The sequence below is a fragment of the Paenibacillus sp. FSL R5-0407 genome, from assembly GCF_038009185.1.
GTDB classification, from domain to species: Bacteria; Bacillota; Bacilli; order Paenibacillales; family Paenibacillaceae; genus Fontibacillus; species Fontibacillus vini.
The window spans coordinates 2134855-2161306 of sequence record NZ_JBBPAX010000001.1 but is presented as its reverse complement, the minus strand read 5'-3'; the positions used below and the strand labels follow the sequence as shown (position 1 = coordinate 2161306).

At 50.1% G+C, this 26452-nt stretch carries 17 protein-coding genes; 13 read left to right on the top strand and 4 right to left on the bottom strand.

Going from position 1 to position 26452, the window contains the following annotated elements; genetic code table 11:
- Nucleotides 1-109 precede the first annotated feature (109 nt).
- Nucleotides 110-1510: a sulfatase gene (locus tag NYE70_RS10320; protein ID WP_341045907.1), complete on the top strand. Its 1401-nt coding sequence runs from the start codon at nt 110-112 to the stop codon at nt 1508-1510.
- A gap of 90 nt (nt 1511-1600) precedes the next feature.
- Here the strand turns inward: NYE70_RS10320 and NYE70_RS10315 are convergent, their stop codons facing one another.
- Together NYE70_RS10315 and NYE70_RS10310 are read right to left on the bottom strand one after the other, a co-directional pair.
- A complete protein-coding gene (locus tag NYE70_RS10315; protein ID WP_341045906.1) occupies nt 1601-3379 on the bottom strand; it encodes a sensor histidine kinase in 1779 nt (592 codons plus the stop codon).
- Nucleotides 3376-4812 (bottom strand): helix-turn-helix domain-containing protein, encoded by a 1437-nt coding sequence (locus NYE70_RS10310; protein ID WP_341045905.1) that lies wholly within the window; start codon nt 4810-4812, stop codon nt 3376-3378. The genes NYE70_RS10315 and NYE70_RS10310 overlap by 4 nt, the downstream gene beginning before the upstream one ends.
- Before the next feature lie 248 nt (nt 4813-5060).
- Between NYE70_RS10310 and NYE70_RS10305 the strand changes: the two genes are divergently transcribed.
- The 7 genes from NYE70_RS10305 (at nt 5061) to NYE70_RS10275 (ending at nt 16413) form a co-directional block, all read left to right on the top strand.
- Nucleotides 5061-6002, top strand: a complete 942-nt coding sequence (locus NYE70_RS10305; protein WP_244861597.1) for an ABC transporter permease — start codon at nt 5061-5063, stop codon at nt 6000-6002.
- A 24-nt stretch (nt 6003-6026) separates the two neighbouring features.
- Complete coding sequence (locus NYE70_RS10300) at nt 6027-6926, top strand: carbohydrate ABC transporter permease (RefSeq protein WP_213655654.1); 900 nt, start codon at nt 6027-6029, stop codon at nt 6924-6926.
- 52 nt (nt 6927-6978) lie between these two features.
- Entirely contained in the window at nt 6979-8613 is a 1635-nt protein-coding gene (locus tag NYE70_RS10295; protein ID WP_211020050.1) for an extracellular solute-binding protein, read from the top strand.
- Nucleotides 8614-8687: 74 nt separating this feature from the next.
- Nucleotides 8688-10589, top strand: a complete 1902-nt coding sequence (locus tag NYE70_RS10290) for a beta-N-acetylhexosaminidase (protein ID WP_341045904.1) — start codon at nt 8688-8690, stop codon at nt 10587-10589.
- 20 nt (nt 10590-10609) lie between these two features.
- Entirely contained in the window at nt 10610-12358 is a 1749-nt protein-coding gene (locus tag NYE70_RS10285; protein WP_341045902.1) for a glycoside hydrolase family 35 protein, read from the top strand.
- A gap of 204 nt (nt 12359-12562) precedes the next feature.
- Entirely contained in the window at nt 12563-14086 is a 1524-nt protein-coding gene (locus NYE70_RS10280; RefSeq protein WP_341045901.1) for a glycoside hydrolase family 43 protein, read from the top strand.
- 20 nt (nt 14087-14106) lie between these two features.
- Nucleotides 14107-16413, top strand: coding sequence for a glycoside hydrolase family 95 protein (locus tag NYE70_RS10275; protein WP_341045899.1), 2307 nt, complete (start codon nt 14107-14109; stop codon nt 16411-16413).
- A gap of 152 nt (nt 16414-16565) precedes the next feature.
- Here the strand turns inward: NYE70_RS10275 and NYE70_RS10270 are convergent, their stop codons facing one another.
- Nucleotides 16566-17984, bottom strand: coding sequence for a family 43 glycosylhydrolase (locus NYE70_RS10270; RefSeq protein ID WP_341045898.1), 1419 nt, complete (start codon nt 17982-17984; stop codon nt 16566-16568).
- Between the two features lie 323 nt (nt 17985-18307).
- Between NYE70_RS10270 and NYE70_RS10265 the strand changes: the two genes are divergently transcribed.
- Entirely contained in the window at nt 18308-19834 is a 1527-nt protein-coding gene (locus NYE70_RS10265) for a carboxylesterase/lipase family protein (RefSeq protein ID WP_341045897.1), read from the top strand.
- Here the strand turns inward: NYE70_RS10265 and NYE70_RS10260 are convergent.
- Complete coding sequence (locus NYE70_RS10260; protein ID WP_341045896.1) at nt 19815-20588, bottom strand: AraC family transcriptional regulator; 774 nt, start codon at nt 20586-20588, stop codon at nt 19815-19817. The two genes, NYE70_RS10265 and NYE70_RS10260, sit on opposite strands and share 20 nt — an antisense overlap.
- Nucleotides 20589-20772: 184 nt before the next feature.
- Between NYE70_RS10260 and NYE70_RS10255 the strand changes: the two genes are divergently transcribed.
- The 4 genes from NYE70_RS10255 (at nt 20773) to NYE70_RS10240 (ending at nt 26394) form a co-directional block, all read left to right on the top strand.
- The gene (locus NYE70_RS10255; RefSeq protein WP_341045895.1) at nt 20773-22338 is read left to right on the top strand and encodes a PucR family transcriptional regulator; all 1566 of its coding nucleotides are present in this window, start codon (nt 20773-20775) and stop codon (nt 22336-22338) included.
- A 141-nt stretch (nt 22339-22479) separates the two neighbouring features.
- Nucleotides 22480-23748, top strand: a complete 1269-nt coding sequence (locus tag NYE70_RS10250; RefSeq protein WP_341045893.1) for a cytosine permease — start codon at nt 22480-22482, stop codon at nt 23746-23748.
- A complete protein-coding gene (locus NYE70_RS10245; protein WP_211020040.1) occupies nt 23745-24848 on the top strand; it encodes a DUF917 domain-containing protein in 1104 nt (367 codons plus the stop codon). The genes NYE70_RS10250 and NYE70_RS10245 overlap by 4 nt, the downstream gene beginning before the upstream one ends.
- Nucleotides 24841-26394 (top strand): hydantoinase/oxoprolinase family protein, encoded by a 1554-nt coding sequence (locus NYE70_RS10240; protein ID WP_341045892.1) that lies wholly within the window; start codon nt 24841-24843, stop codon nt 26392-26394. The genes NYE70_RS10245 and NYE70_RS10240 overlap by 8 nt, the downstream gene beginning before the upstream one ends.
- Nucleotides 26395-26452: the final 58 nt, after the last annotated feature.

Sequence of the window (26452 nt, the reverse complement as noted above, 5' to 3'; positions counted from 1 at the left end):
TATTATCATGAGCGGATCGTCTTGATCAGCACGATGTCGATTCGTAATCATTCCCATTATCTATTTTATCAGTTCATCTTAGTATAAATAGAAAGGCAGGGAATCAATCATGAGAATCTTGTATTTGGATTTGGACTCGCTTCGCCCGGATCATCTGGGGTGCTACGGCTACCATCGGAATACGTCTCCGAACATCGATGCCATTGCTAAGGAAGGGGTCACCTTTACCAATTATTACTGCTCGGATGCTCCATGTCTGCCATCCCGCTCCGCATTAATGTCGGGGCGTTTCGGCATTCTTAACGGAATTGTAGGACATGGCGGTACCGCTGCCGATATGCGCAGGGAAGGGCCAAGCCGGGAATTCAATGACCGTCTGGGCATGGAAAGCCTTCCCGCTGTATTAAGACAAGCGGATATGAAAACGTCATCGATCAGCACGTTCTCCGAACGGCATTCCGCCTGGACGTTTAACGCCGGTTTTCAGGAGGTGTTCAACGTGGGCGGGAGAGGGCATGAGACGGCGGAGCAGGTGCTTCCAGTAGCGCTTAAATGGCTTGAGGATAACGGAAGCTCGGAGAATTGGTTTCTGCATCTGAATTTTTGGGACCCGCATACGCCTTATCGTACGCCCGAGGGTTACGGCAATCCGTTCGCACAGGACCCCTTGCCCGACTGGATCACCGAAGAGGTATTCGAGCTTCACCGGAACAAGAAGGGGCAGCACAGCATTGAAGACATGAACGCGCTCGCCAAATCGCACTATCACCGTCATGCCCGTCACCATCGGAGCATAGAGCAGCACGACGATTTGCGGGTTATTATCGACAATTATGATACCGGAGTCAAATATCTGGACGAGCATCTCGGGCAAGTGTTCTCCAAGCTGAGGCAGCTTGGGGTGATGGAAGACACGGCTATCATTATAAGCGCGGATCACGGAGAGAACCTGGGCGAGCTCGGAATTTATTCCGAACACGGCACGGCGGATGAAGGGACCTGCCGTATTCCGATGATTATTCGCTGGCCGGACGGCAGGAAGGGAGCCGTGGATGACGGCCTCCATTATCACCTGGATCTTCCGCCGACATTAGCAAGCCTTCTGAACTTGGAAGCCGCGCCATCCTGGGACGGAGAAAGTTATGCCGACGCTATTACGGAGGAAATCCCGACCGCCGGACGAGACTATCTTGTCATTTCACAATGTGCCCATGTATGTCAGCGCAGCGTCCGATTCGGGGACTGGTTGTATATACGTACCTATCACGACGGACATCATGGATTTCCGAAAGAAATGTTGTTCAACTTGAAGCACGACCCTTATGAACAACATAATCTCGCTGAAGAACGCAGAGATGTTTGCAAGGATGCCGTGTATTTGTTAAATGAATGGCATGACGATATGATGAGCTCCATGGACTGCGATATTGATCCGATGCGGACGGTACTGAAAGAGGGCGGACCTTATCATGCCAAGGAGTACGCGGACGCCTCCGGTCATAAAGCATAGCGGTTAAACTGATACATTATATTTGGGCTTAAAAGGGGGTGCCCCATCGGTCATCTATAGATGACTTTTGGGACACCCCCTTCTTTTTTGCTAAGCACCATATTCTTGCGGTTCTATCAAAGTTCCGGGAAGCATCAACACGGTCTTCGTTCCGCTTCCCTCCCGGCTGTAGAGCCGGACACCGCAAGGATCTCCGTATTTAAGATGCAGGCGGTTATTCACGTTGAGAAGACCGATATGATCGCCTGATTCTATATTTTTCTGAGCCAGTAGTCTGGTTAGCTGCTCAAGCCTGTCGGATGGAATTCCCACTCCATTATCTTCGACGGCGATCTCCAGCAGTCCCTCTTCGCTGGCCTCCACTGAGATCAGCAAAACTCCGCTGCCCTGAGCTTCAAGGCCATGTGCCAGCGCATTTTCGATAATGGGTTGAAGAATCATTTTTGGTACGGAAATATGAAGCCATTCCTGGGGACAGAACAGCGTGTACGTGAACTTGTCCGGAAACCTTCCCTGGTAAATCTTCACGCAAGCCTCCGCGATTTTGAGTTCCTCACCAAGAGTTACTTCCTCTTTGCCTTTGATGCTGTACCTTAGCATTGTGCTTAACGCAGTGGTCATTTCAAAGATCTCACGATTTCCCTTTACAATGGCAACGCCTTTAATGGTATCCAGAGTGTTGCTTAAGAAATGCGGGTTGATCTGGCTTTGCAAATAAGAATACTCGGCCCGCTGTTTTTCCAGATCGGACTGGTAGAGCTGGGTTGAGGCATCCACTAATTGGCCCGTCAAATCATGAATCCGCGTAGTCATGTCGTTGAACTGCCGGGAGATGATTTCCATCTCGGCATAACCCCTTAGATCAACCTTATTGTTGAGCACCTGCAGGCTTCCAGCCTTCAACTGATTCATATAGCGCATCAGCCGGGACAGCGGCCGCAAGAGATTCATCACAAGCACGGAGTAAGGAATGGAGACGACCAACAGGGTTAAGGCCAGCAGCCCAATGCTGAAATTCTTCAACTTCTCCAGTTCCTTCATTAAACTGTGAACCGGAACTGCGGTTACGATTCTTCCCGATATTTCAGGCAACTGAAAGGATTGAATGGCGTATTTCTTCCCGTTGATCGTTTCGACGGTTGACTTACCGTCCTCGTAAGCGGCTCGGTTAAGAATCGGTTCCAACATAGCTTCCGGTTCGTTGCTATTGGAGTAAATTACTCCTTTATCATCAATCATAAAAAAGCTGGTTCCGGCCAGGCGGGGGTACTCCGAGAATTCAGTCTGAATCGCTCTCATATCCATAATAACGGCAAGATAGCCGATCTTTTCTCCATATTTAGACGTATCCCCCGAAGCAAAGATATTCATCCCGAAGAGCAGCTTGCTCTTGTCGAGGATTTTATCAGGAGGGCTATAACCCCGATATTGAACGATCCCGTCATCTCCGGCTGTATCCATGAGATCTTCCACATATTTTGTTCTCCCCGCGATCGAAACACGAGTGTTCGAACTTCCCATCACAACAATATCCAGAATATCCGTATTCATATTTCGGGCGATGCTCAGCAACCCTTCTACCTTTTGAGATAAGTCATAGACCCGGAGCTTATCCTTCTCCAGGAGAAACTTCTGGACGGTCGAATCGTATCCCACGTTCATCATCATGGATGAAATGTTGGCGTAGTTGGCGGAAATCCGCTCCTTGAGAAGCGAGACCAGCTCCGTATTGTATTGCGTATTCTGGTTAATAATCGTTTCGCTGGATAGTTGATAGACCCGCGAGATAATAACGGGAATGAGCGCTATAATAAACAATCCGAATAACAGAACCTGGGTACGGATAGATAATCTCTTAATTGTTTTCATTGGTTTTTGTCCCTGTATTGCGTCGGCGTCATTTTAAGATGCCGCTTGAAGATTCGCGTAAAGTAGAAGTAATCATGAAACCCGCATTTTTCCCCGATTTGATAGATGGAGAGATCGGTCTCCACCAGCAGCTTGCAAGCGCACTCAATCCTTAGGCGGCTAATATGCTCTACAATGGTCTCGCCGACTTCCTTCTTAAATAACTGGCACAGGTAATTAGGACTTAAGTAAAAATGATTAGCCAAATGCTGAATAGATATCTCTTGATTAAAATGGTCGCGAATATAAAGCAAGATTTCTTTGACTTTCTTGTTTGAGATTTGCGAAGTGTCCGCCTCGTACCTCTCCCTGAACGTATCAAGCGTCATCAGAACCAGATCATCGATCATCGCTTCGGCTGTGCCATACCGGTAGTAGAGCTGTTCATATCCTTCGAAAAAGCGGCCGCTCACCCGGGCCCCGTCCCGTGGAAATAAGTAAAGGATCGAGGTATAGAGCAGGTAAGCTTCTTTAATGGTGAAGATTCCCTCTCTGAATAACTTCTTTATCGATTCCATAGCCGCTATGAAGCCTAGCCGGTCTTTGTTTTGAAGCAGTTGAGAAATTTCCTTGAGCTTCTCGTCGATCGGATTCTCCACGGGTTGATTCCCCAAATAACATCCGGGCTTGCCTGTTGCAAACATGCTGAAGGCAGCCAGGGAGGCTGATTCCAAAGATGCGTCCAACTGGTGGATGTCCGATATTGGCGGGCCGATCCCGATGCCGCATTCTCGTGCAGCGTTCGCTTGCTCAAGGATCTGGAGGAAGGTGTCATATTGACTCTCTTCCAATAGATAGCCATATCGCCGGCGACTCATCGGAAAGACCAGGGAAGAGGTTGGTCCGACCTCGATGGGGGAACCGAGCCCTTGGATAACAATCGGGATGTGTGGCGTAGAGCGGGACAAGGGCATTCGCTTCTCATCCAACCATTGAGTGATTTGCTCGTGATCCCCTGAGCATACGGCTTCATACAGTTCATAGGTGTGATTAGAAACGGGGGGTTCCTTAACTGTTTTGGATTTGAGCTGTTGGGCTATCCGGTTGAGAATTCCTTCAATTTCTTCGATTTCAAAGGGTTTCAGACAGTATCCGTAAGTGCCGTAATTCATCGCTTTTTGGGCATAAGCGAACTCGGCATGTCCGCTCAATACGATAAAAATAGTATCCGGCGCTACGGCTTTGCCGCGTTGTATAAGTTCCAGTCCATTCATGACGGGCATTTTGATATCCGTCAATACAAGAGTAGGGTGAAGCGATTGGATTAAGCCTAGAGCTTCTTGCCCGTTTTCGGCGTCGTCGATAACTTCAAAGCCGTATTTATTCCAATTCACCCCTGCTTTAATTCCTTCTACGATCCACTTCTCATCATCTGCAATAATCACGGAGTGCATAGGCAATCCCCCTGTCTCTCTGGTGTTCTTAGATTCATCCTAGCTATTGAAGGCCCTTGGGGGTATGGATTATTTTACGCTCACTATGTCGGATATTAAGGGTCACGGGAAGGCCTATTGAAGAAGTATAAAAAATCCACATGCATGGAGTTGGATTCTCTATACTCGACAAATTCCTCTCCCCCTATAATTTATCATATAAAGCGCTTACTCGCATTGCAATCTCAGACAGAAAGGTGGGGGGAAGATTGGCTGAACCTGTAACCGTCCGCACTCCCAAGCGCAGCTTGGGCAAAACGATTTTACAGTATAAGTATTTCTACCTCATGGTGCTGCCGATATTAATCTGGTATGCCCTCTTCAGCTATGCTCCTATGTACGGTGTTACGCTGGCATTCAAAACATTTCATTACGGCAAGGGGATTTTGGGGAGTCCCTGGGTCGGCTTGGAGAACTTTCAGACCTTGCTGACCGACCCCGAGTTTCGCAGAGCATTTTGGAATACCGTCATTATCAGTTTAATGAAGTTGTTAATTCATTTTCCGATGCCTATCATTCTGGCCATTGTGTTATATGAATTTTCGAAGACCAAGATCAGAAGATTCTTTCAGACGATTCTGACCTTCCCGCATTTCATTTCCTGGGTCGTACTCGCGGGGATTGTTATCAATATTTTAAGCAAGGACGGGATCTATAACCAGATCATTATGTTGTTCGGCGGAAATCCGAGCTCTCCCCTCGTGGATGAAGGCGCGTTTAGGCCGGTGCTGTACATCACCCATGTTTGGCGGGAGATCGGTTGGGACTCGATCATTTATTTGGCAGCGCTTTCCGGAATTAACCCGGAGTTGTTCGAAGCGGCCGAGGTGGATGGCGCGAACCGCTTCCGCAGGCTGTTGAACATTGCATGGCCTGGTCTTAAGAGCACAGTAGCCGTCTTGCTGATTCTACAAGTTGGACAACTGCTGACTCAAGGCTCCAGCTTCGATCAGATCTTTAACCTGTACAGCTCACCGGTATATTCAGTGGCCGACACGATCGATACGTATATCTATAGAACTTCATTCACCGTAGGCGGCGATTTCGGTTATATGACCGCTGTAGGTATGGTTAAATCCGTAATCAGCCTGGCGCTCTTATGGGCGGCCAATACCTTCGCTAAGAAGATGGGGGAAGAAGGCCTGTACTAATTTGCAAGTAAGGGGGAGACACAATTGACTGACACAATGGAAAAAAAGACAAAGAAGTGGAGTGCTTTTGATATTGGCGCCTTCGTGATTTTGGGGCTGCTAGCGCTCATTACCTTTTTTCCCTTCTATAACGTTCTAATTATCTCGGTTGCCAAGTTTGAAGCGATCAGCAAAAGCGACTTCTATATCTTCCCGCGATCGTTCGATCTATCGGCTTACAAATTGCTGCTTCAGGATATGAAGTTTTGGACTTCTATCTTAAATTCGGTTATCGTAACCGTGCTCGGAGTCTTGTTCAGCATGACGATCTCTGTGGCAGGAGCCTATGCCCTGTCCAAACGGGGAATGCCTGGCAGAAACGCGATGCTTAGTTTGATCTTGTTCACGATGTTTTTTAACGGCGGATTGATTCCGTTTTATCTGATCGTGAAGGATTTGGGCTTTGTAAATAATATCTTCGTTATGATTATACCTGCGGGCCTGAACACCTTTTACCTGATTATAATGAAAAATTATTTCAACACGATTCCCGAAAGTCTGGAAGAGTCGGCCAAGCTTGATGGAGCGAACGACCTGTATATCCTGCTCAAAATTATTATTCCGATCTCTGCTCCGTTTATGGCAACATTTGCCCTGTTCTATGCCGTAGAAAGATGGAATGAATGGTGGTATGCTTTGATCTTTATCAGCGATGCTTCAAAAACGCCGCTTCAAATTTATTTGCGGGAAACGCTCATTACTTCTAATTCCTTACTCGGTCTCATGGCACAAACCATGGCCGAACAGCAGCAGACTGCGAAGGTTTACACGCCTGCACTGCAAATGGCAGCTGTTGTGGTGTCTAGCATCCCTATCATTGCCGTCTATCCGTTTCTTCAGAAGCACTTTAATAAAGGGATTATGGTGGGCTCCATTAAAGGATAAGAACATTCAAATACAGAGTATTATCCTAAACAATTAAAGGGAGGTTTCAAGCATGCGTAGAAAGAAAATATTAACGCTGGCAATGTGTATTACCTTAATGGCTTCGCTGCTGGCAGCTTGCGGCGGAGGCAATAATGACAAAGGGCAAACGGCAGCGAATGGGGAAGGCTCAAGCTCTGCGAACTCTTCTTCCACAGATAATCCCTACAAAGACCCTATGACCATTTCAGTAGGTTACTGGGACGCGGATGTCGAAATTGCTAACATTGAAAAAGATAAGATCGTTCAACAAATACTGGAGAAATTCAATATTACCTTAAAACCGGTCAATACGACTTGGGATGACTATGCTCAGAAGATTCAAATGTGGGCTGCCTCCGACCAATTGCCTGACATCTTCGCGATCGACGCCGTCGGCACGCAATATCAGCGCAAATGGGTTGAGCAGGGCGTCGTCAAGGCGCTTCCCGATCTCTCTCCCTACCCAAATCTTGCAAAATATTTCGAAGCTCCGGACATTAGCGGCTTAAGCGTTGACGGCAAGCATTATACCGTTCCTCGCCGGATGTTCCCAAGCGTGGACTGGAGTGCGTTGGACCGTGTTGTGCTCTATCGTTGGGACCTCGCCCAAAAAGCCGGCATCACCAAAGAACCTGAGACATGGGAAGAGTTTGAAGCCATGCTGGATGCCATCGTCAAGGCGGATCCGGAAGGCAAGAATATTGCAGGTTTGACATCGACTACTACCAAGATGCTGGGCGGTTTCTTCTGGCTGTACGGTAACCCGGTTGCCACGAGCGATGGCAGCGGCAGCGATTTCAAATGGATCAAAGAGGATGACAAGTATATCCCGGCTATTTTCTCCAAGAAGACGCTTCCGGCGCTTCAAAATATGAAAGACATGTATAACAAAGGATTGATCGATCCCGATATCGCACTAGTGAAGCCTTCGGATTCCTATGACAACTTCGTAGCGGGTAAATCGGCAGCTCTCCTGAGCGGCGGCGGGTTTATCAATTACAATAAAGAAATTTATGAAAAACGTTGGAAGTCCGCTTACCCGGATCAAGATATCACTCAGAGCGTTAAGGTACTTAAGCCGCTCGTCGGTCCGGATGGAGAACGTTCACACGCTATTTTCAAAACCTACTGGTCGGAAAGCTACTTTAGCAACAAGGTCGACGATAAAAAGATGGCCCGGATTATGGCACTCTATGATTATGTATTATCCCCGGAAGGTAAAGATTTGTTGACCTACGGCATCGAAGGCGAGGATTACAAGATCGAGGACGGCAAAAAAGTAATGATCGAAACGCGTTCTTTGATCGAGAAGTATCCGGCCCGTTTATTCCTGAAGGAATTGGTGGCGTACGAAACTTCGGACAGATACAACATGGACGACCCGACGATCGCTAACGAAGCTATACGGAAAGAAGCCGTCGATTATATCGACTGGATTTTGAAAAATACAAAGGTTCCGGACTACAATATTCTATTAACTTACATCTCCACGCCTACAAAGGATAAATTCTCGGTGCTTGACCATGATGATTTGCTCAAAATCATGCTCTCCAAGGAATCGGTTGAAGATTCGTGGAATAGTATTCTGAAGGATTATAAGGCAAAAGGTCTCGATAAAATGATTGAGGAAGTAAATGAGAAGGCCAAAGAAGAAGGTATTGAGTAATCGGGTATAGAACCCGAACATACAGAGGGTGCGGCAGGGAATGGCCGCATCCTTCTACAATTTGGAGGGAAGCGATGATGATAACCGGAATTCACTTGAAGGGATTAAGTGTACAGCAGTTGTCGGCAGTCTCCGAAGTGGCGGAAATTCTGAGCATCCGAATGGACCAGGCAGGCATTCCAGTGGATTGCAAGAACCAAGGGAAAGGCATCCGTGTGTCATTTGGCTCGGGTCAGGCTACTATTGAGTACGAGAAGGAGCATCAGTTGATTCGGGGGATCAGCCGGTTTCTCGAGCACGTACGCCGAGGAGAAGAAACGTTTGAAATCAAGGAACAGCAGGCCTATGAACAGCTAGGCTTTATGGCGGACTGCTCCCGCAACGCCGTGCTTAACGATCAAGGATATAAGGAATTGATCCGCCGTTTATCGCTCATGGGTTATTCGTCGGTTCAACTGTATACGGAAGACACGTATGAGCTGAAGGAATATCCTTACTTCGGTTATATGAGAGGGAGATATTCCGGCGAACAAATTCAGGAGATGGACAAGTACGCTGCACTTTTTGGCATAGAGCTGGTTCCTTGCATTCAGACGCTGGCCCATCTGGGTCAAACCTTGAAATGGCAGGCTCATGCACCGTTGGTGGATTGTCAGGATATTCTCCTGATCGACGAGCCCGGGACTTATGATTTGATCGATCGTATGTTTGCTTTCATGGCCGTAAATTTCCGCAGCCGCCGAATCAATATCGGTATGGATGAAGCACATATGATGGGGCTGGGAAAATATCTCGACAAGCACGGTTACCATGATCGTTCAACGTTGATGCTTAAACACTTCGGAAAAGTGATGGAGATCGCCAGGAAATATGGTTTCCATACGATGATGTGGAGCGACATGTTTTTCCGTCTGGCGAGCTCGGGAGAGTATTATGATACGGAGAGTCCGATTCGCCCCGACATTATAGAGATGATTCCGGAAGATGTTACGTTGGTCTATTGGGATTACTACTCGGAAAAGCAGGAGATTTATGACGGAATGCTTCGTAAACATAAGCAGCTCAGCGACAACATCGGGTTTGCTGGCGGAGCATGGAAATGGATGGGCTTTGCTCCGAACAACGAATTCAGCCGCAAGGTCAGCCTGCTGGCACATGAGAGCTGCATCAAATATGGCGTTAAAGACGTGCTGGTGACAGCCTGGGGAGATAATGGCGCCGAGGCTTCCGTCTTCTCGGTACTTCCATCCCTTCAACTATGGGCAGAGTTATGCTACACGGGACGTTCGGAGGAAGATTATATCCGGGAGAGATTCAGCACTTGCATGGAAGGCAATTACGATGACTTCATGGCCCTTGACGCGGCTAATCTGGTTCCCGGCAACCCCGCACCCGGAGGGAATTCCATCAATCCGGCAAAGTATTTGTTGTATCAGGATATTATGTACGGGTTGTTCGACCGCCATGTCGTACCGGATGCTTATTCGGAGCATTATCGGTTGAGTGGGGAAAGACTTGAAGCGGCGATATTACGCAATCCGGCTTGGCAGTCCCTATTCTCCGTCCAGGCAAGCTTGTGCCGATTGCTTGAGGTCAAGAGCGAAGCAGGAATACGCATCAGGGATGCATACCGCCGAGGAGATTCGGAGACACTGGCCCGTTTTGCCGATGTGACTTTGCCGCAGCTTTCCGATTTGACCGAAAGGTTTATGGACGATTACCGGGTCCAATGGGAGAAGGAAAACAAGATATTCGGGCTTGATGTCTTTGATCTGCGGATGGGAGGTTTGCTTCAGAGAATCCAAACTGCCATTCGTCGAATCCATCGTTATGTAGAAGGGGATCTGGACCGGATTCCGGAATTGGAAGAGGAACTACTGACCTTCGACGGTCTTGTTGATGAAGACGGTCCAAGAGCGATCAGCGCGAATTTATGGCATACGATCGCAACACCTTCCGTAATCGCAGGGGTTTAGGGAGAAAGGAAGAAGAAACTATGAGTAATTTATCCATATCGGGCGACCAGTTTCTGTTGGACGGTCAGCCGTTCCGTCTTCTCTCCGGGGCTCTGCATTATTTCCGGATCGTTCCGGAATATTGGCGGGATCGTATGTTGAAGCTGAAGGCTTGCGGACTGAATACGGTAGAAACCTATATTCCTTGGAATTTGCATGAACCGGAGGAAGGCCGCTTTTATTTTGAAGGTCTGGCTGACATTGAAGCCTTCGTTCGACTAGCCGGGGAACTGGGCTTGCATGTGATCCTGCGGCCGAGTCCCTTCATTTGTGCCGAGTGGGAATTCGGCGGCTTGCCCGCATGGTTGCTTGCGGATGACAACATGCAGCTCCGCTGCGATTATAAACCTTATTTGTCCAAGGTTGACGCTTACTTTGACGAACTGCTTCCGCGTTTGCGGCCTCTGTTAAGCACCCAGGGCGGACCTGTGCTCGCGCTTCAGGTTGAGAACGAATACGGGAGCTATGGAACCGACAAAGCTTATTTGAATTATTTGAAAGAAGGAATGATCGCCCGCGGCATGGATGTGCTGCTATTCACCTCGGACGGAGCCGAAGATCGCATGCTCCAGGGCGGGATGATCGACGGGGTGTTCGCCACGGTCAATTTCGGATCGCGTGCCAAAGAATCCTTCGCCAAACTGCGTGAATATCAGCCGACGGGGCCGCTGGTATGCATGGAATTCTGGAACGGTTGGTTTGACCGCTGGATGAAGCCGCATCAGACCCGCCCCGCAGCTGAAGTGGCGGAAACGCTGGATGAGATGCTGGCTTTGGACGCTTCTGTCAATTTCTATATGTTCCATGGCGGAACGAACTTTGGATATATGAATGGGGCCAATTTGTTCGAGGAGTATGAGCCTCTCGTAACCAGTTATGATTATGATACGCTGCTGGACGAATCCGGCAGGCCGACGGGTAAATTTTACGCAGCCCGGAAAATTATCGAGAAGTACGTAGATCTGCCGCCGCTGGAATTGCCTTCAGGGATTGAGTCGCGGGCTTACGGGAAGGTACGGATGACAGAATGTGCGCCATTGTTTACCCAGTTGGACGCATTGTCTCATCCTGTGCGCAGATCGTGCCCCGAACCGATGGAGAAGCTTGGGCAGGCGTATGGATTTGTTTTATATTCAACGAAGATCACGGGACCAAGCAGCGGAAGGGAGCTTATCCTGCAAGAAGTACGCGATCGTGCGCTTATTTTCGCCAACGGAGCCTATATCGGTGCGGTTGAACGTTGGAATCCGAAGGGGATTCCTTTGGAAGTCCCGGCGGAGGGATTGCAGATCGATATTCTGGTGGAAAATATGGGGCGCATAAACTACGGCCCTCAGCTCCGTGATCCGAAAGGAATCACATGCGGGGTGAGGCTCGGCTATCAGTTCTTGCACGATTGGACTATTCGGTCCTTGCCGTTGACCGATCTTACTGGTTTGTCGTTTGCTCCTGATGGTGATTGCGACGAACGCCTTGAGCCCGTCTTTTATCGGGGCAGTCTGCATGTTGACGAGCCGGCGGATACGTTCTTGCGATTTGATGGATGGGGCAAAGGGCAGGCCTTCATCAACGGCTTTAACCTAGGCCGTTACTGGGATAAGGGACCGACTAAGACGCTGTACGTGCCGGCTCCGCTTCTTCGCGAAGGCGGGAACGATATTATCGTGTTCGAACTCCATGGCGTAAAGGAGCCCGTCGTTTCTTTTGTAGATCAGCCGGACTTTGGATGAAGTCTTGATCGGCCCGAAATTTCAAATAGCGCAGGCTTCCTGAAGAGGAGGGCTGCGCTTTTTGATATAAGTTGGCAAGAGGCTTGTTAGGGCAAGGCGAAAACGCTATGATAAGTTTTGTGTACGCTTTCAAAAGTGGCAGGTAATCAAGGAACATCTTTTAAATAGAGCATGTTTAAGACAACGAAGGAGGCAAGTGGAGCAATGGTCAAAACAACGATTACGAATCCGGTCATTTGGGCCGATGTACCGGACGTCAGCGTCATCCGCGTAGGAACGACGTTCTATATGGTGAGCACGAGCATGCATTCCATGCCAGGCTGCCCGATTATGAAGTCGGACAATTTAATGGATTGGGAGCTTGTGAACTATGTCTTCGATACGCTTGAAGATCATGACGCGCATCATTTACTCGATGGAGAAGGCATATACGGTAACGGCTCATGGGCTGCCAGTCTGCGCTACCACAAAGGAATGTACTACGTATGTTTCTCGTGCAATGATATGGACCGATTCTACGTTTACCGGACGAACGACATCGAGCACGGACGTTGGGAAAGATCCGTACTTGGCGGACTCCATCATGATCCGGGTTTGCTGTTTGATGATAATGGCCGCGTCTATGTGTTCTACGGTAACGGCGATATCCATATCACGGAGCTAACACCGGACGCGACGGCGTTGAAGCCGGGTGGCGTCAACCGGTTACTGTTCGAAACAGAGAGGGAAGGAATCGGGTTGCGAGCCGAGGGATGTCATGCCTATAAGCTGAACGGATTCTATTATTTGTTCTTCATCGAGTGGCCGAACGTCGGCAATTGCCGCCGCAGGCAAATTGTCTATCGTTCAAGAGAACTGCTGGGACCGTACGAGCATCGCGTTGTGCTGGATGACGATATGGGCTACCACAACAAAGGGGTTGCGCAAGGAGGTATCGTCGATACGCCGGCGGGAGAATGGTACGCTGTTCTGTTTCAGGATCACGATGCCGTAGGCCGTGTTCCCTGCGTCGTTCCTGTACATTGGGAGAATGACTGGCCGGTATTTGGAATCGACGGCAAAGTGCCGTCTTCTTTCGAAGCGGAGCTGCCGGAGAGGCTGCTGAAGCCGCTTGTCATCAGCGACGATTTCGACTATGACGAGAATAAACTGGCGTTAAACTGGCAATGGAACCATAATCCCGACAACCTGTTATGGTCGGTGACGTCGCGGCAAGGGCACCTTCGGTTAATTACGGGGCGTCCGGCGCAAAGCGTTGAATATGCCCGGAACACATTGACGCAGCGTACGGAAGGACCGCGCTGCACGGCGATGACGAAGGTCGACATTACCGGGATGAAGCCGGGTGATCGTGCCGGGCTGGTTGCCTTGCAGCATGATTTTGGCACCGTCGGCGTGCAAATGGAGGAAGACGGCAGCCGGTACGTTGCCATGACTGCTGCTTCCGGAGACGGCGCTGAAACCACGGTCGAGCGTATTCGTTACGAAGGAGACATAATCTATCTTAAAATCAAGTTTGACTTCGAGGATAGTGCGGATACGGCCGAGTTTCACTATTCTGCTGACGGTAACCGGTGGGAAACCATCGGCCGCCCGCAGCAGCTAAAATATACGCTGGATCATTTTATGGGCTGCCGGATCGGCTTATACAACTATGCGACGAAAGAAGCGGGAGGGTTTGTGGACTTCGATTATTTCCGTTACGGTATGAATTCAGACATTGATTAAGGAAGGAAGGCATGAATTAGATGACTGATTCATTGCAATTATGGTATCAACGGCCTGCGGAGAACTGGGAAGAAGCCCTGCCGATCGGCAGCGGCCGACTCGGCGGCATGATCTTTGGCAGAACTGTGGAAGAGCGTCTTCAACTTAACGAAGATTCCATTTGGTCCGGAGGCCCGATGAACCGTAACAACCCAGACGCGCTGGAGTATCTGGCAGAGGTTCGGCGGCTGCTTGCGGACGGACGATTGTCTCAAGCGGAAAGGCTCGCGGCGATGGCGTTATCCGGAACGCCGGAATGCCAACGCCATTACGAGCCGCTCGGTGATCTATGGATTGAGATCGGACATGAGGAAGCGGAAGTGTCGGACTATCGGCGAGAGCTTGATCTAAAGAACGGAACGGCTACCGTCAGCTACCAATGGCGCGACGAACGGCATGAGCGCGAACATTTCGCCAGTTATCCGGACGGTGTCATCGCCGTCCGATTATCTGCCGACCACAGCAACGCCGTTTCGTTCAGGCTGCGCTTCACGCGCGGGCATCAGCGGTTTCTTGACAGCTTGCGGACCGAGCCGGACGGCCTTCTCGTTATGAAGGCGGGCCTCGGTGGGGCGGATGGAATTAATGTCTGTTCGATGATCGGCGTTCAAACAAAAGGGGGACGCATCCGGTCAATCGGCGAGTTTCTTGTAGTTGAGGATGCGGATGAAGCCGTTATTTTTATCGCGGCTGCGACCACCTATAGGCATGAGAATACGGAAGCGGTGTGCCGGGAGACGATTCGGTCGGCTCGTACCCGCGGATATGCCGAGTTGCGGGATAGACACATTGCTGACTACAGCAGTCTCTTCGGACGGGTCGAGCTCCGGCTTGGGAATGGAGAAGGATCCGCTGCAGCCGCTTTGCCTACGGACGAACGGCTCGCCGCGGTGCGGGGAGGTTCTGAAGACAACGGTTTATCAGCGCTCTATTTCCAGTTTGGCCGTTACCTGCTGATTGCAAGCAGCCGTCCCGGCTCGCTGCCCGCTAACCTGCAAGGCATCTGGAACGAGCATTTAACGCCTCCGTGGGATTCGAAATATACGATCAATATCAACGCGCAGATGAACTACTGGCCGGTAGAGAGCTGCAACTTGTCCGAATGCCATGAACCGCTCTTTGATCTGCTTGAGCGGATGAGGCCAAACGGTCGTGAGACGGCACGCCGGATGTACGGTTGCCGCGGGTTTGTAGCACATCACAATACCGACTTGTGGGGCGATACGGCACCGCAGGACATTTACATGCCTGCTACGGTTTGGCCGATGGGTGCGGCTTGGCTTTGTCTGCACCTGTGGGAGCATTACGCCTACACGCTTGATCGGCCATTCCTCGAGAAAGCGTATGAGACGATGAAGGAATCCGCGGATTTCTTTATCGACTACATGACGGAGACGGCGGATGGGAAACTCGTCACCATGCCTTCCGTCTCGCCCGAGAACGTTTACCGCTTGCCGAACGGGGAGACGGGCACGTTGTGCATTGCGCCTTCGATGGATAGTCAGATTATCGATCAATTATTCGGGGCATGTATCGAAGCTTCGATGCTGCTCGGCATCGACGATGATTTCCGGGATCTGCTTGCCGAAGCAAGGTCGAGGCTGCCGGAACCGAAGATCGGACGTTATGGACAGCTGCAGGAATGGTTGGAGGATTACGAGGAAGAAGAACCGGGACACAGACATATTTCGCATCTATTTGCCCTGCATCCCGGTTCCCGTATTACACCTAACGAAACGCCCGAATTGGCGACGGCGGCCCGGACAACGCTCGAGCGCAGGCTTGCTAGCGGCGGCGGTCACACAGGGTGGAGCCGTGCTTGGATCATCAATCTATGGGCGCGGCTGCGCGACAGCGATGAAGCATATGGGAACTTCATGGCGCTCTTACGCCACTCGACGCTTCCCAACCTGCTCGATAACCATCCGCCGTTCCAAATTGACGGTAATTTCGGAGGTACCGCAGGCATCGCGGAGATGCTGCTCCAGAGCCACGAAGGCGTCATTGATCTACTGCCATCGCTACCGAAGGCATGGGGGGACGGATCAGTCAAAGGGCTGCGTGCACGCGGCGGATTCGAAGTCGATATGAAATGGGTTGAAGGCAAGCTGAGCCAGGCGGTAATACGTTCTGAACACGGAGGAATATGCCGGATACGGAAAGACGATTCGCGTAGGCTTGTCGTTGAGACCGATGCGGGAACGAGGGTCGATGCCGGATCGGAAGGAAATGAAATCACCTTCAAGGCTTCCGCCGGGACAGCATACAAGATAACGACTCATTCATGAGGCGGATGGCATCATGCTGAATAATTCAATTTACGATAAATGCAAACGGCAGTCGGATCTTAGTCCGGCTGCCGTCTTTTTAATATTATTTACAACCAAGTAGGAGGATCTGGGGTAAGCAGAAGACGAAGCCATTGTGAAACGCTCGTTCGTTATTCCAATGTGAACGAAGCCAGACTCGCGTTGCCGATTCCCTTATAAGTGAAATAGAGGGCGTGAACTCCGTCCGGAATGGCGATATCGGCCTCATACGTCGTCCATACATTCGTGAAATCCACCGGAATCGAGCCAAGCGGCGGTCCATCCCATGCCGTCTTGACCTCGAAGCTTCCGCGGGCATAGCCTCGGACTTTGATCTTCATGCTCCGCACATTTTCGCAATGAAAATACTTGAACCCCGCTGTTGCGGAATCCTGCATATTGGCGATATAACCGACTTCCTCGTCCCCGTCTTTCCCGTCCTGCGTGATCTTCGGGAATCGGCCGTCCATCCAGGCGCCATGCGAGCCTGTATACCGCTCATCCACAGCCGCCGTAAACAGATGGCAGGCCAGGTATGCCGGATACTCGCCACGCCCTTCTAGCGGGCCGCCATTCGGGCCGCTCGTTGTAATCTCCACTTGCGGTATGGTTCCGTCTTCCAAGATAGCGATCGGTTCGATACAGCCCTGCCGGCTGAAGCTCGTGCCGTTTGTATGCCGGTGATAGAAGATGTACCATTGTCCGCCCGTCTCCACCATGCCGCCGTGATTGTTACCCCCATAGAACATGGGTTTGTCAGCGGGTTTATAGGTATCGATATGCAGATCATTGTTGCTGACGATAACGCCGCGGTACTCAAAACCGCTCGTTGGATGAAGACTGGTCGCATAGCACAATTCGTGCATGACGATCGAAGAATAAACGAAATAGTACGTATCTCCGTGCTTTCGGATGGAAGGCGCCTCGAAGAATTCATGTCCTTCGAAGCCGGTTCCTTTGCCGTACGGTTCGCTGGGAGCAACGAATACCGGATCTTCGGTGATGGTGAGCATATCCGGTCCGAGTACTGTAGCCATCGAGCCATGACGCGACCGGTCGCCAATCGCACAGAACCCGGTATACAGATAAGTGAGATCTCCTTCCGTCAAGACGCCCGGGTCGAATTGCGGTTCGTCTCCCTCCCGTTCACCTAAACGCGTACCGTCGGCATACCGGACATATCCATAGAATTCGTATTTGCCGGCCGGAGTATCGCAGACGGCGACTGAAACGATGGATACCTTGTCCAGAACATAGTACAAATAATAACGTCCGTCCGGGCCGCGGGTGACATCGGGCGCATAAAGACACATATGGCCGTCCGGGTTAAGCGGATCATCCGTTTTCTCATATATCACGCCCTCGTATCGCCAGTCCCCCAGATTATCCACAGGTGCCGACCAGCAAACATAATCGTTCAGGCAAAAAACATGTCCGTTAAATCGATCATGCGATCCGTAAACATAGACTCTGTCTTCAAAAACATGCGGTTCCCCGTCAGGTATGTATTCCCATGACGGCAGATAAGGGTTTACTCCTTGCTGCTTCATCCGGTATCAACTCCCAATCATACTGTTCGAGAAACAACGATATAATATCGTTTGTTTCATTTTGCTTTTGCGTGAATCGTAACGTCCAAAGGAGTAAATGTCAACAAATTATTTTTAGAATAGAATAGGAAAGATCAAGTTTGATATCCCAAGTGAAAATAGAATAAACGTTATTAATAAATAGCCATTTGGCATTTATAAATTTAATGAATATTAGAATAAATCAATTACAAGTGAGGATGCATCATTGTTTTCAGCGGGGGCACATCTTATAATTTTCTGAATCGCCGGGAACGTCCGGAATAGAATAGGAGGCGTTGGTTATGCTTCGAGTCGCAAAAGTCGAAAATGGGATGGTTCAGGGACTGCCGGCAGCGGATCCCCGGATTACAAGCTTTAAGGGGATTCCGTTTGCAGCTCCGCCGGTAGGAAAGAACCGATGGCGTGCCCCCCAGCCGGCAGAAAATTGGGAAGGCGTGCTTAAAGCATATGAATTCGCACCGATTTCCTTGCAGGTAAGACAAGAGATTGACGATAACAACATTTATACCCGGGAGTGGGCCGTAGAACCGGATATCGTGATGGATGAGGATTGCTTGTACCTTAACGTATGGACGCCGGCCAAAAGCATCGATGAAAAGCTGCCGGTGTATGTCTGGTATTTCGGCGGCGGGCTCCAGGTCGGCCATACGGCGGAAATGGAGTTTGACGGCGAACGGATAGCGCGAAGAGGAGTCGTGGTGGTAACGATCAATTACCGTTTGAACGTATTCGGTTTTTTAGCCCACCCGGAAATCACGGCGGAAGCGCCGGACGCTCCCGCTAACTTCGGCCATCTCGACCAGCAGGCGGCTACCAAATGGGTCAAGCGCAATATTGAGGCATTTGGCGGGGACCCGGACAATATAACGATCGGCGGACAGTCGGCGGGGGGCTGGAGTGTCTTGAGCCAGCTTGCATCTCCTCAGAACGAAGGTCTCTTTCAGCGAGCCATTGTTCAAAGCGGAGTATTTACGTCCCTTTATCCTAATAAAGGCATGCCTGATTTTTGGACAGAGTTGGGAGAAGCGGAACGGGCGGGCGTCACATTTTTTGAATATCTCGGCGTCTCCACGCTTGAGGAAGCGCGGCGGCTGGATGGAACCTATCTGCGGGACAAAGCGGTGGAATACCAGGGCTTCTGGGGAACCGTCGAAGACGGGGGATTTAACGTTGGCAACCCGTTTGATTGCTTCCTGCAAAATAAACGCTGGATGGTGCCGGTCATGTTCGGCCATACCTCCTCCGAGTTTTTCAGCGTCCCGAATGTCGAAACGCAGGGTGAGCTCGAGAGGATGGCCGCAGATATGTTCGGCAACGATGCCGAAGAATTCCTGAAATTGTGCGGCGGTCAGTCAGTCGACATTGAGGAGGCCAAGAAGAGAGCCTCGGTGAGCGGCATCGAGTATGCCATCCGCTTAGCCGCACAGGCTAATGCCGATAGCGGCGCCAACACTCCGTTGTATTATTATAATTTCGATGCGGACATCCCAGGCTGGGATAACCCCGGTACTTTCCATTCCGTGGATCTCTGGTTTTTCTTTGAGACGCTCGCCAAATGCTGGAGGCCGTTTGTCGGCAAACACTACGATTTGGCTCGACAAATGTGCAACTACTGGGCGAACTTCATTGCTTCAGGAAACCCGAATGGAATAGATTCTACCGGAGAGGAGCTTCCTCATTGGAACCCCCTCATGCCCGAGACTCCTTATGGAATGCTGTTTGCGGACCGGGCCGAATATCTCGAAGAGGAACCTAGCGAAATGATGAAGTTTCTTGTAAAGCAATATTTTAAGAAAGAGCACTGTTAAGCTTCTGAAAATTTCTTGGCGTGTGGCCCGTGATTTGTTTGAACTGCCTGCTGAAGTGTTCGACATTTTGATATCCGCAACGGGAAGAAATTTCGGCGATCGATTGCGTGTTATGAATCAAGTATTCTTTGGCTATACGGATACGGTGGTTGATGACGTCATCCATGCAGGAAACGCCGAAGGTTTTCTTGTAAATGTTCTGTAAATAGCCCGTACTGATCTGAAGGTACTCCGCCATTTTTGAGACCGACCAGTCATCGCCGGGATGGTTCTGAATCGCGGTCCGCAGCCTCAATAGATTGTGGTATTGCGGCGTAAGCTCGCCGCCGTGGAAATAGGATTCAAGCAGCTTGTTGAACAGCGTACGGAGCAAGCAGTCGAGGGAAGAATGTTTATAGTCCCGCTGATTGTTGTGTTCGATGACCAGTAATTCAAACAGCTTGCCGCAATATTCCGGATCGATCAAGGCGAAAGGTACACCTGTCGGCAGCGGCGATTCCGCTATGTAAGGCTCGTTGGTCTCGAAGCGAATCCAATCATTGACGAACTGGTCGGCGCTGGAACGGTAATAGACTTTTTGGTTCGGACGGTAGATGACGGCGCAATGTGCGGGATATGTCTTGAGCTCCCCGTCGACCCAGAATTGAGCCGGGGTTTTGGTGAGAACAAGCAGCCAGTGATAGCCCACCGGCACGTCGACCACAAAATTACCGGCGTGTGACGTATTGCTTTCAACATAATGAATCGTCGTCAAACGTACTCCTCCTTTTTAGGCTGCCATCATTATATCATAGCGCGAAATCGGGAAATCCACGGATAAGGCAGCCTTTTTTTATTCGATTGGCTTTTCATCCCCATTCACTTTAAAATTTAGGAATAGCTTCAATAATCACTGAACAAGAAAAAGTGGTGAACAACATGGGGTAACCGTTAAAGATATGCTGCAATTGCCTTCATTTCGAGGGGCCAAGGTGCTGGCCGGAAAGAGTAGCCTGCATCGCATCGTCTCCTCCTTATCCGTATTGGAGGTGTCGAACGCCGATTTTTCTTCCAAAATCGTTCAAACCGTTCAGGAGGAATGGTATGCGGAAGAGATTGTAATCAGTTCCTTATACACGATTAAGGACAGCGTGGAGAAACAGTGCGAGACGATCCAGTACTTGATCGATCTCGGCGAAGTGGGACTGATCCTGTATTATGTAGGAATCATCGTTCCGAAAATCCCGGAGGAAGTGCTGCAATTAGCCGAATCGCACAATTTTATCATCATCTGCATGCCAGAGAACGATATCTCGCTTCGTTATAATGAAGTGATTTATGAAGTGATGGAAGCGATTGTGCTCGACAATCAGACGATCAATGATAATTTTGTGAATGAAACGCTGGAGAAAGTATCGTTCCTGCCGGAGCATTCGCGCAGTGTGGAAATTATGCTGAAATTGTTGTCCGACCGGCTGAAGGCCAATCTCGTACTGACGAATACGCAGCTGGACATTGCCAATCAAGTCATGTGGCCGCGCAACTCGACCTTGGACGTGGTGAGCCTCATTCGGGGATACGCGCCTCATTATATCGACGGCCGGGCACGGGGAGAGAACAACGATTCCGCTTGTTTTATCGGTCATCAAATCATCCGCCAGAAGAATGGAGAGGCTCTGTACCTGTTTGTCATTAAAGAAAATGCGAAGCTGCCGGTAAAAACCATAGATAAAATCGGCGAGGTCGTGCAAGTGGCCGTCAATCTTTGGGGAGACAAGCATAACGAGGTCAGCGAATACGCTCTGGTCAAAGCGATCCTCAACGATGAGAGCGAGAAGATGCGGAGGCTTGCCCATCTGCTTCATATCGATGTTGCGGCGGTTCAGATGATGTGGCTCGTCTACTTCGAGGATTTATCGGAGGAAAAAGACATCCGGGAGGACCTGGCGGAACATCTCTCCAAATATTATCAAACGGCCGTCATCCAGACGATCGACTACTGCATTGTTGTTCTGTTGGGCAACGGTTCGTACAAATCCAATGAAATCGAAATTGCCGAAGAGTATATGGAGACGACGAGCTTCTTGTCTTCGATATCCGAAATGGTATACGCACCAAGGATGAGAAACACGACGGACGTGCGGCGGATGTATCAGCTTGTGAATCAGGTCAGGAAGCAGATTCATCTCATTTACCATGAGCGAAAATGGTTTACGGCGGCGGAAATTCGCTCCATGAAGCGGGCCGTGGATTTGAGCGTACAGGGCGAGGAAGTGGTGGAGGAGTGGATGTCCGTAATTGCTCCTGTGCTAGAGGATCCGGAATCCGTCAGAACCTTGATGACGTTCCTGCTGGATGCGAAGGGGAGCTTTGATGAATGCAGCCAACTCTTATTCGTTCACAAAAATACAGTAAAATACCGCGTCAAAAAAATCAGCGAGCTGCTGGGATACGATATCACGAAGAACTCCGAATTTTACGATGTGTATCTGGCTTGCATGATCTACCGGTTAATAAACAGCTAAACCTGCTAAATCCGAGTCTTTGTCCAAACGACAAAAATTCGGATTTTTATTTTTATTTCCGAAAAAGACGGCCCTCCCCGGTTCTTTTACAATAAGAACAATCGTTTTTAGTTATCGATCAAGATTGGGGGGACAGGAGTTATGGGCAATAAAGAGAAAACTCAGTCTTGGTTCACGCTGGGGATCGTTTGGGCCGGAGCGATGATCAGTATACCGGGGCTTTTGGTAGGGAACACGCTGATCACTGGAATGAGCTTATCCAAGACATTAACAGTTGCGTTGATCGGGTATGGCATTATCGTTGCTATCATGATTTTACAGGGAATCCAAAGCACGGATCTAGGAAAGACCACCGTTCAAGTGGCGAGTCAGGGATTCGGTAAAAAAGGATCACGTACCATTCTTTCCATCATTCTGACCATTGCCTGTCTTGGCTGGTTTGGGATTCAGGCCAATGTGTGCGGGGCGGCGCTGGCGAATTTGTTAGCGGAGCTTGATATCGCGATGCCTGTTCCTGTAGCTTCCTTAATCAGCGGCCTGGTCATGGTTGTATCTGCCATGTACGGAATAAAAGTGTTGCGTGTTCTAAGCTATGTTGCCGTTCCGCTGCTGGTCGTCCTTTGCGTATACGGTCTGATTCAGGCGTTAAACGGAGAAACTGTGCAGCTTATTTCAAGCTACAGGCCTGAGCAGAAGATGGGCTTTATGGACGGTCTTGCGGTAACGATGGGTTCTTTTGCGCTCGGTGCGGTCATTGCCGGTGATTATTCGCAATTTTCCGGGAAGCGCTCCGATGTGTGGAAAGCGGCGATCTTCGGAATTATACCGGCAGGTGTCCTTATGATCAGTGTGGGGGCCGTTCTAACACTGGCCTACCAAACGAATGATGTTACGGCTGTCTTTTTGAATATCGCTACTCCGTTTATCGGCGGTGTCGTTCTTATATTGGCGGCATGGAAAACCAATATGGTCAATGCCATTTCGGGCGGCTTCGCCTTAATCAATGTCTTTAACGTATCCAAGCAAAAGGAAAAATGGGCCGTAGGGGTTGCCGGGCTGATCGGAACCGTGCTGGCGGTCATTGGCATATTGGATTACTTCACACCTGTGATGTCTATCTTGTCGGCGATGGTCCCACCGGTTGCGGGTGTAATGATCGCATCGTACTGGGTGATGAACAAGGGAGATAAGCGCAGTTGGAAGGAGACGGAGGGTGTGAATCGCTTGGGCGTCTATTCCTGGCTCGTCGGTTCGGTCATCGCTTGTACTCCCGTCATTTTGTCCTTATTTCCGGGCTTGCCTCAAGTATCCAATCAACCCTTGCTCGGCATTGTCATTTCATTTGTCCTGTATATCGCGGGCTATCGTTTAACGGCTTCAAAAACTGTCCTATTGGAGGAAAATCAATGAGATATCTAGATAAAGCTGCTATTGAAAATATTGCAATCGGAGCCGCGTTCCTGGGAACGGGCGGCGGAGGAGACCCCTATATCGGCAAACTGATGGCCATCTCCGCCATTGAGAAGAACGGGCCGGTCAAATTGGTTTCGGTCGACGAAATCGGCGACGAAGACTTTTTTATTCCGGCGGCCATGATGGGGGCGCCTTCCGTATCGACGGAGAAATTTCCGAACGGAAGCGAGTTCGTGAAGGTGTTTCAAAAGCTGGCCCAGTACTTGGGCAAAGATAAAATTGCAGGCACCTACCCGATGGAAGCGGGCGGCGTCAATTCCATGATTCCGATCGTCGTCGCGGCCCAGCTTGGTTTGCCGCTGGTCGATTGCGACGGGATGGGCAGAGCTTTTCCCGAGCTTCAGATGGTGACGTTCAACCTGGACGGTATTTCGGCAACCCCGATGGCGATTACGGATGAAAAGGGAAACATCGGCATTTTCGAAACGATCGATAACAAATGGACGGAACGCTTAGCTCGTGTAGCCACGGTCGAAATGGGGGCCAGCGCTTTGGTTAGCCTGTACCCGACGACAGGGGCTCAAATGAAGAAAAGCGGGGTTCATCACATCGTTACCTTGTCCGAACAAATCGGGGAGATTATTTCCTCGAAACATCGGGATGCGAAGGAAAAACTGCAAGAACTGTTAAGCTTGGTATCCGGCTATGAGCTGTTCCAGGGGAAAATCGTCGATGTGATCCGGGAAACCAAGGGCGGCTTCAACCTTGGCAAAATGAATCTGGAGGGCATCGAAGCCCATAAAGGCGGCCATATGCAGGTTCATTTTCAAAATGAAAATCTCGTTGCGGAACGGGACGGTCAGGTAGTTGGGATGACCCCGGACTTACTCTGCCTGGTCGATTATGAAACATTGCTGCCCGTGACGACCGAGAGCTTGAAATACGGCAAACGCGTGCGGGTGATCGGGCTCCCTGCCCATGAAAAATGGAGAACGGACAAGGGAATTCAAACCGCGGGGCCGAGATACTTTGGGTACGATTACGATTATGTTCCGATTGAACAATTGGTAAAAAAGGCGGTGGCTGATCATGTATAGAATCGGGATCGATGTGGGCGGTACGAATACGGACGCCATAATTTTGGATGAGCGGCATCAATTGATTCACGCCGTGAAATCTCCAACCAGTCTGGACATCAAGACAGGGATTGAAACCTCATTGCGGAATTTGCTGCAGGAATCGAATATCGATAAAACCTTAATTACGCATGCCATGCTCGGCACTACGCAATGCACCAACGCGATTGTGGAACGCAAAAAGCTGGCGAAAGTCGGCGTCATTCGTTTGGGCTATCCCGCAACGGCTTCCGTCGTTCCGTACACGGCTTGGCCGCAGGACATGGTCGAGAAGCTGTCGGGGAATTACGCATTGGTTCGGGGCGGCTATGAATACGACGGACAAGTTCTCGGCGAAGTCGATGAGGATGAAATTCGGGCGCTATTGGGAGAATGGCGGGGAAAGGTTGAGTCCATCGCGGTTATCGGCGTATTCTCTTCCATTAAGAATGACCAAGAGCTGAGTGTCCGAGATCTTGTTCATGAGGTATATGGAGAGGAGTTCCCGGTTTCCTGCTCTTCTCTGATCGGTTCGGTCGGACTTATTGAACGTGAGAATGCGACGATCTTGAATGCGGCGTTATGCAAGGTGATTGAGACAACGACACAAGGGTTTATTCATGCGTTGGAGGAAGAAGGAATTACGGATGCGGCCGTGTATTTATGTCAGAACGACGGTACTTTAATGTCCATCGACTACGCAAAACAATTTCCGATCCTCACGATTGCTTGCGGTCCGACGAACAGCATCCGCGGCGCCTCTTATTTGGCGCAGATCAAAGACACGATGGTGCTTGACGTTGGTGGAACGACATCGGATATCGGGGTGCTGCAGGACGGATTCCCGAGAGAGTCGTCTGTTGCGGTCGAAGTCGGGGATATCCGAACCAATTTCAGAATGCCGGACATTATCTCCGTCGGACTAGGCGGGGGCAGCATTGTTCGCGTGGCTGACAACGGTAAAATTATGGTTGGACCTGACAGCGTAGGGTACAAGATTAGCGAAGAAGCGCTCGTGTTTGGAGGAAGTACACTAACGGCCACGGACATCGCCGTCCGGCTGGGACTTGCTGATGTAGGGGACAAAAGCTTGGTGTCCCACATCGATGAAGACTTCGCCAAAGCTGCGCAAGCCGAAATTTCGGCCATCGTCGAGCAAGCCATCGATAAAATGAAGACATCGTCCGAAGACATTCAGCTTGTTCTGGTCGGCGGGGGCAGCATTATTATCCCGGATTCCATTCGCGGGGTAGCGAGCATGATCAAACCGGAAAACGGCAGTGTGGCTAATGCGATCGGCGCCTCGATCGCCCAAATCAGCGGGCAATACGAGCAGATCTATATTTATTCGCGGGAACCGCGCGAGGCTTCGTTGAAGGATGCCGAGGAAAAGGCGGTACAACAAGCCGTCTTGGCTGGAGCGGACCCAGGTACGATCGAATTGGTCGAAGTGGAGGAAACCCCACTCGCTTATCATCCGGAGAATGCGACAAGGTTAAGAGTTAAGGTCGTCGGCATAATGAAATAAAGATATGGATCCGGATTCATGTGATACAATAGCAGCGAATACTGCTATGGGAAGGTGT

Coding starts and splice junctions, on each gene's coding strand:
- NYE70_RS10320 (WP_341045907.1), top strand. CDS start 110: ATGAGAATCTTGTATTTGGATTTGGACTCGCTTCGCCCGGATCATCTG.
- NYE70_RS10315 (WP_341045906.1), bottom strand. CDS start 3,379: ATGAAAACAATTAAGAGATTATCTATCCGTACCCAGGTTCTGTTATTC.
- NYE70_RS10310 (WP_341045905.1), bottom strand. CDS start 4,812: ATGCACTCCGTGATTATTGCAGATGATGAGAAGTGGATCGTAGAAGGA.
- NYE70_RS10295 (WP_211020050.1), top strand. CDS start 6,979: ATGCGTAGAAAGAAAATATTAACGCTGGCAATGTGTATTACCTTAATG.
- NYE70_RS10290 (WP_341045904.1), top strand. CDS start 8,688: ATGATGATAACCGGAATTCACTTGAAGGGATTAAGTGTACAGCAGTTG.
- NYE70_RS10285 (WP_341045902.1), top strand. CDS start 10,610: ATGAGTAATTTATCCATATCGGGCGACCAGTTTCTGTTGGACGGTCAG.
- NYE70_RS10280 (WP_341045901.1), top strand. CDS start 12,563: ATGGTCAAAACAACGATTACGAATCCGGTCATTTGGGCCGATGTACCG.
- NYE70_RS10275 (WP_341045899.1), top strand. CDS start 14,107: ATGACTGATTCATTGCAATTATGGTATCAACGGCCTGCGGAGAACTGG.
- NYE70_RS10270 (WP_341045898.1), bottom strand. CDS start 17,984: ATGAAGCAGCAAGGAGTAAACCCTTATCTGCCGTCATGGGAATACATA.
- NYE70_RS10265 (WP_341045897.1), top strand. CDS start 18,308: ATGCTTCGAGTCGCAAAAGTCGAAAATGGGATGGTTCAGGGACTGCCG.
- NYE70_RS10255 (WP_341045895.1), top strand. CDS start 20,773: ATGCTGCAATTGCCTTCATTTCGAGGGGCCAAGGTGCTGGCCGGAAAG.
- NYE70_RS10250 (WP_341045893.1), top strand. CDS start 22,480: ATGGGCAATAAAGAGAAAACTCAGTCTTGGTTCACGCTGGGGATCGTT.
- NYE70_RS10245 (WP_211020040.1), top strand. CDS start 23,745: ATGAGATATCTAGATAAAGCTGCTATTGAAAATATTGCAATCGGAGCC.
- NYE70_RS10240 (WP_341045892.1), top strand. CDS start 24,841: ATGTATAGAATCGGGATCGATGTGGGCGGTACGAATACGGACGCCATA.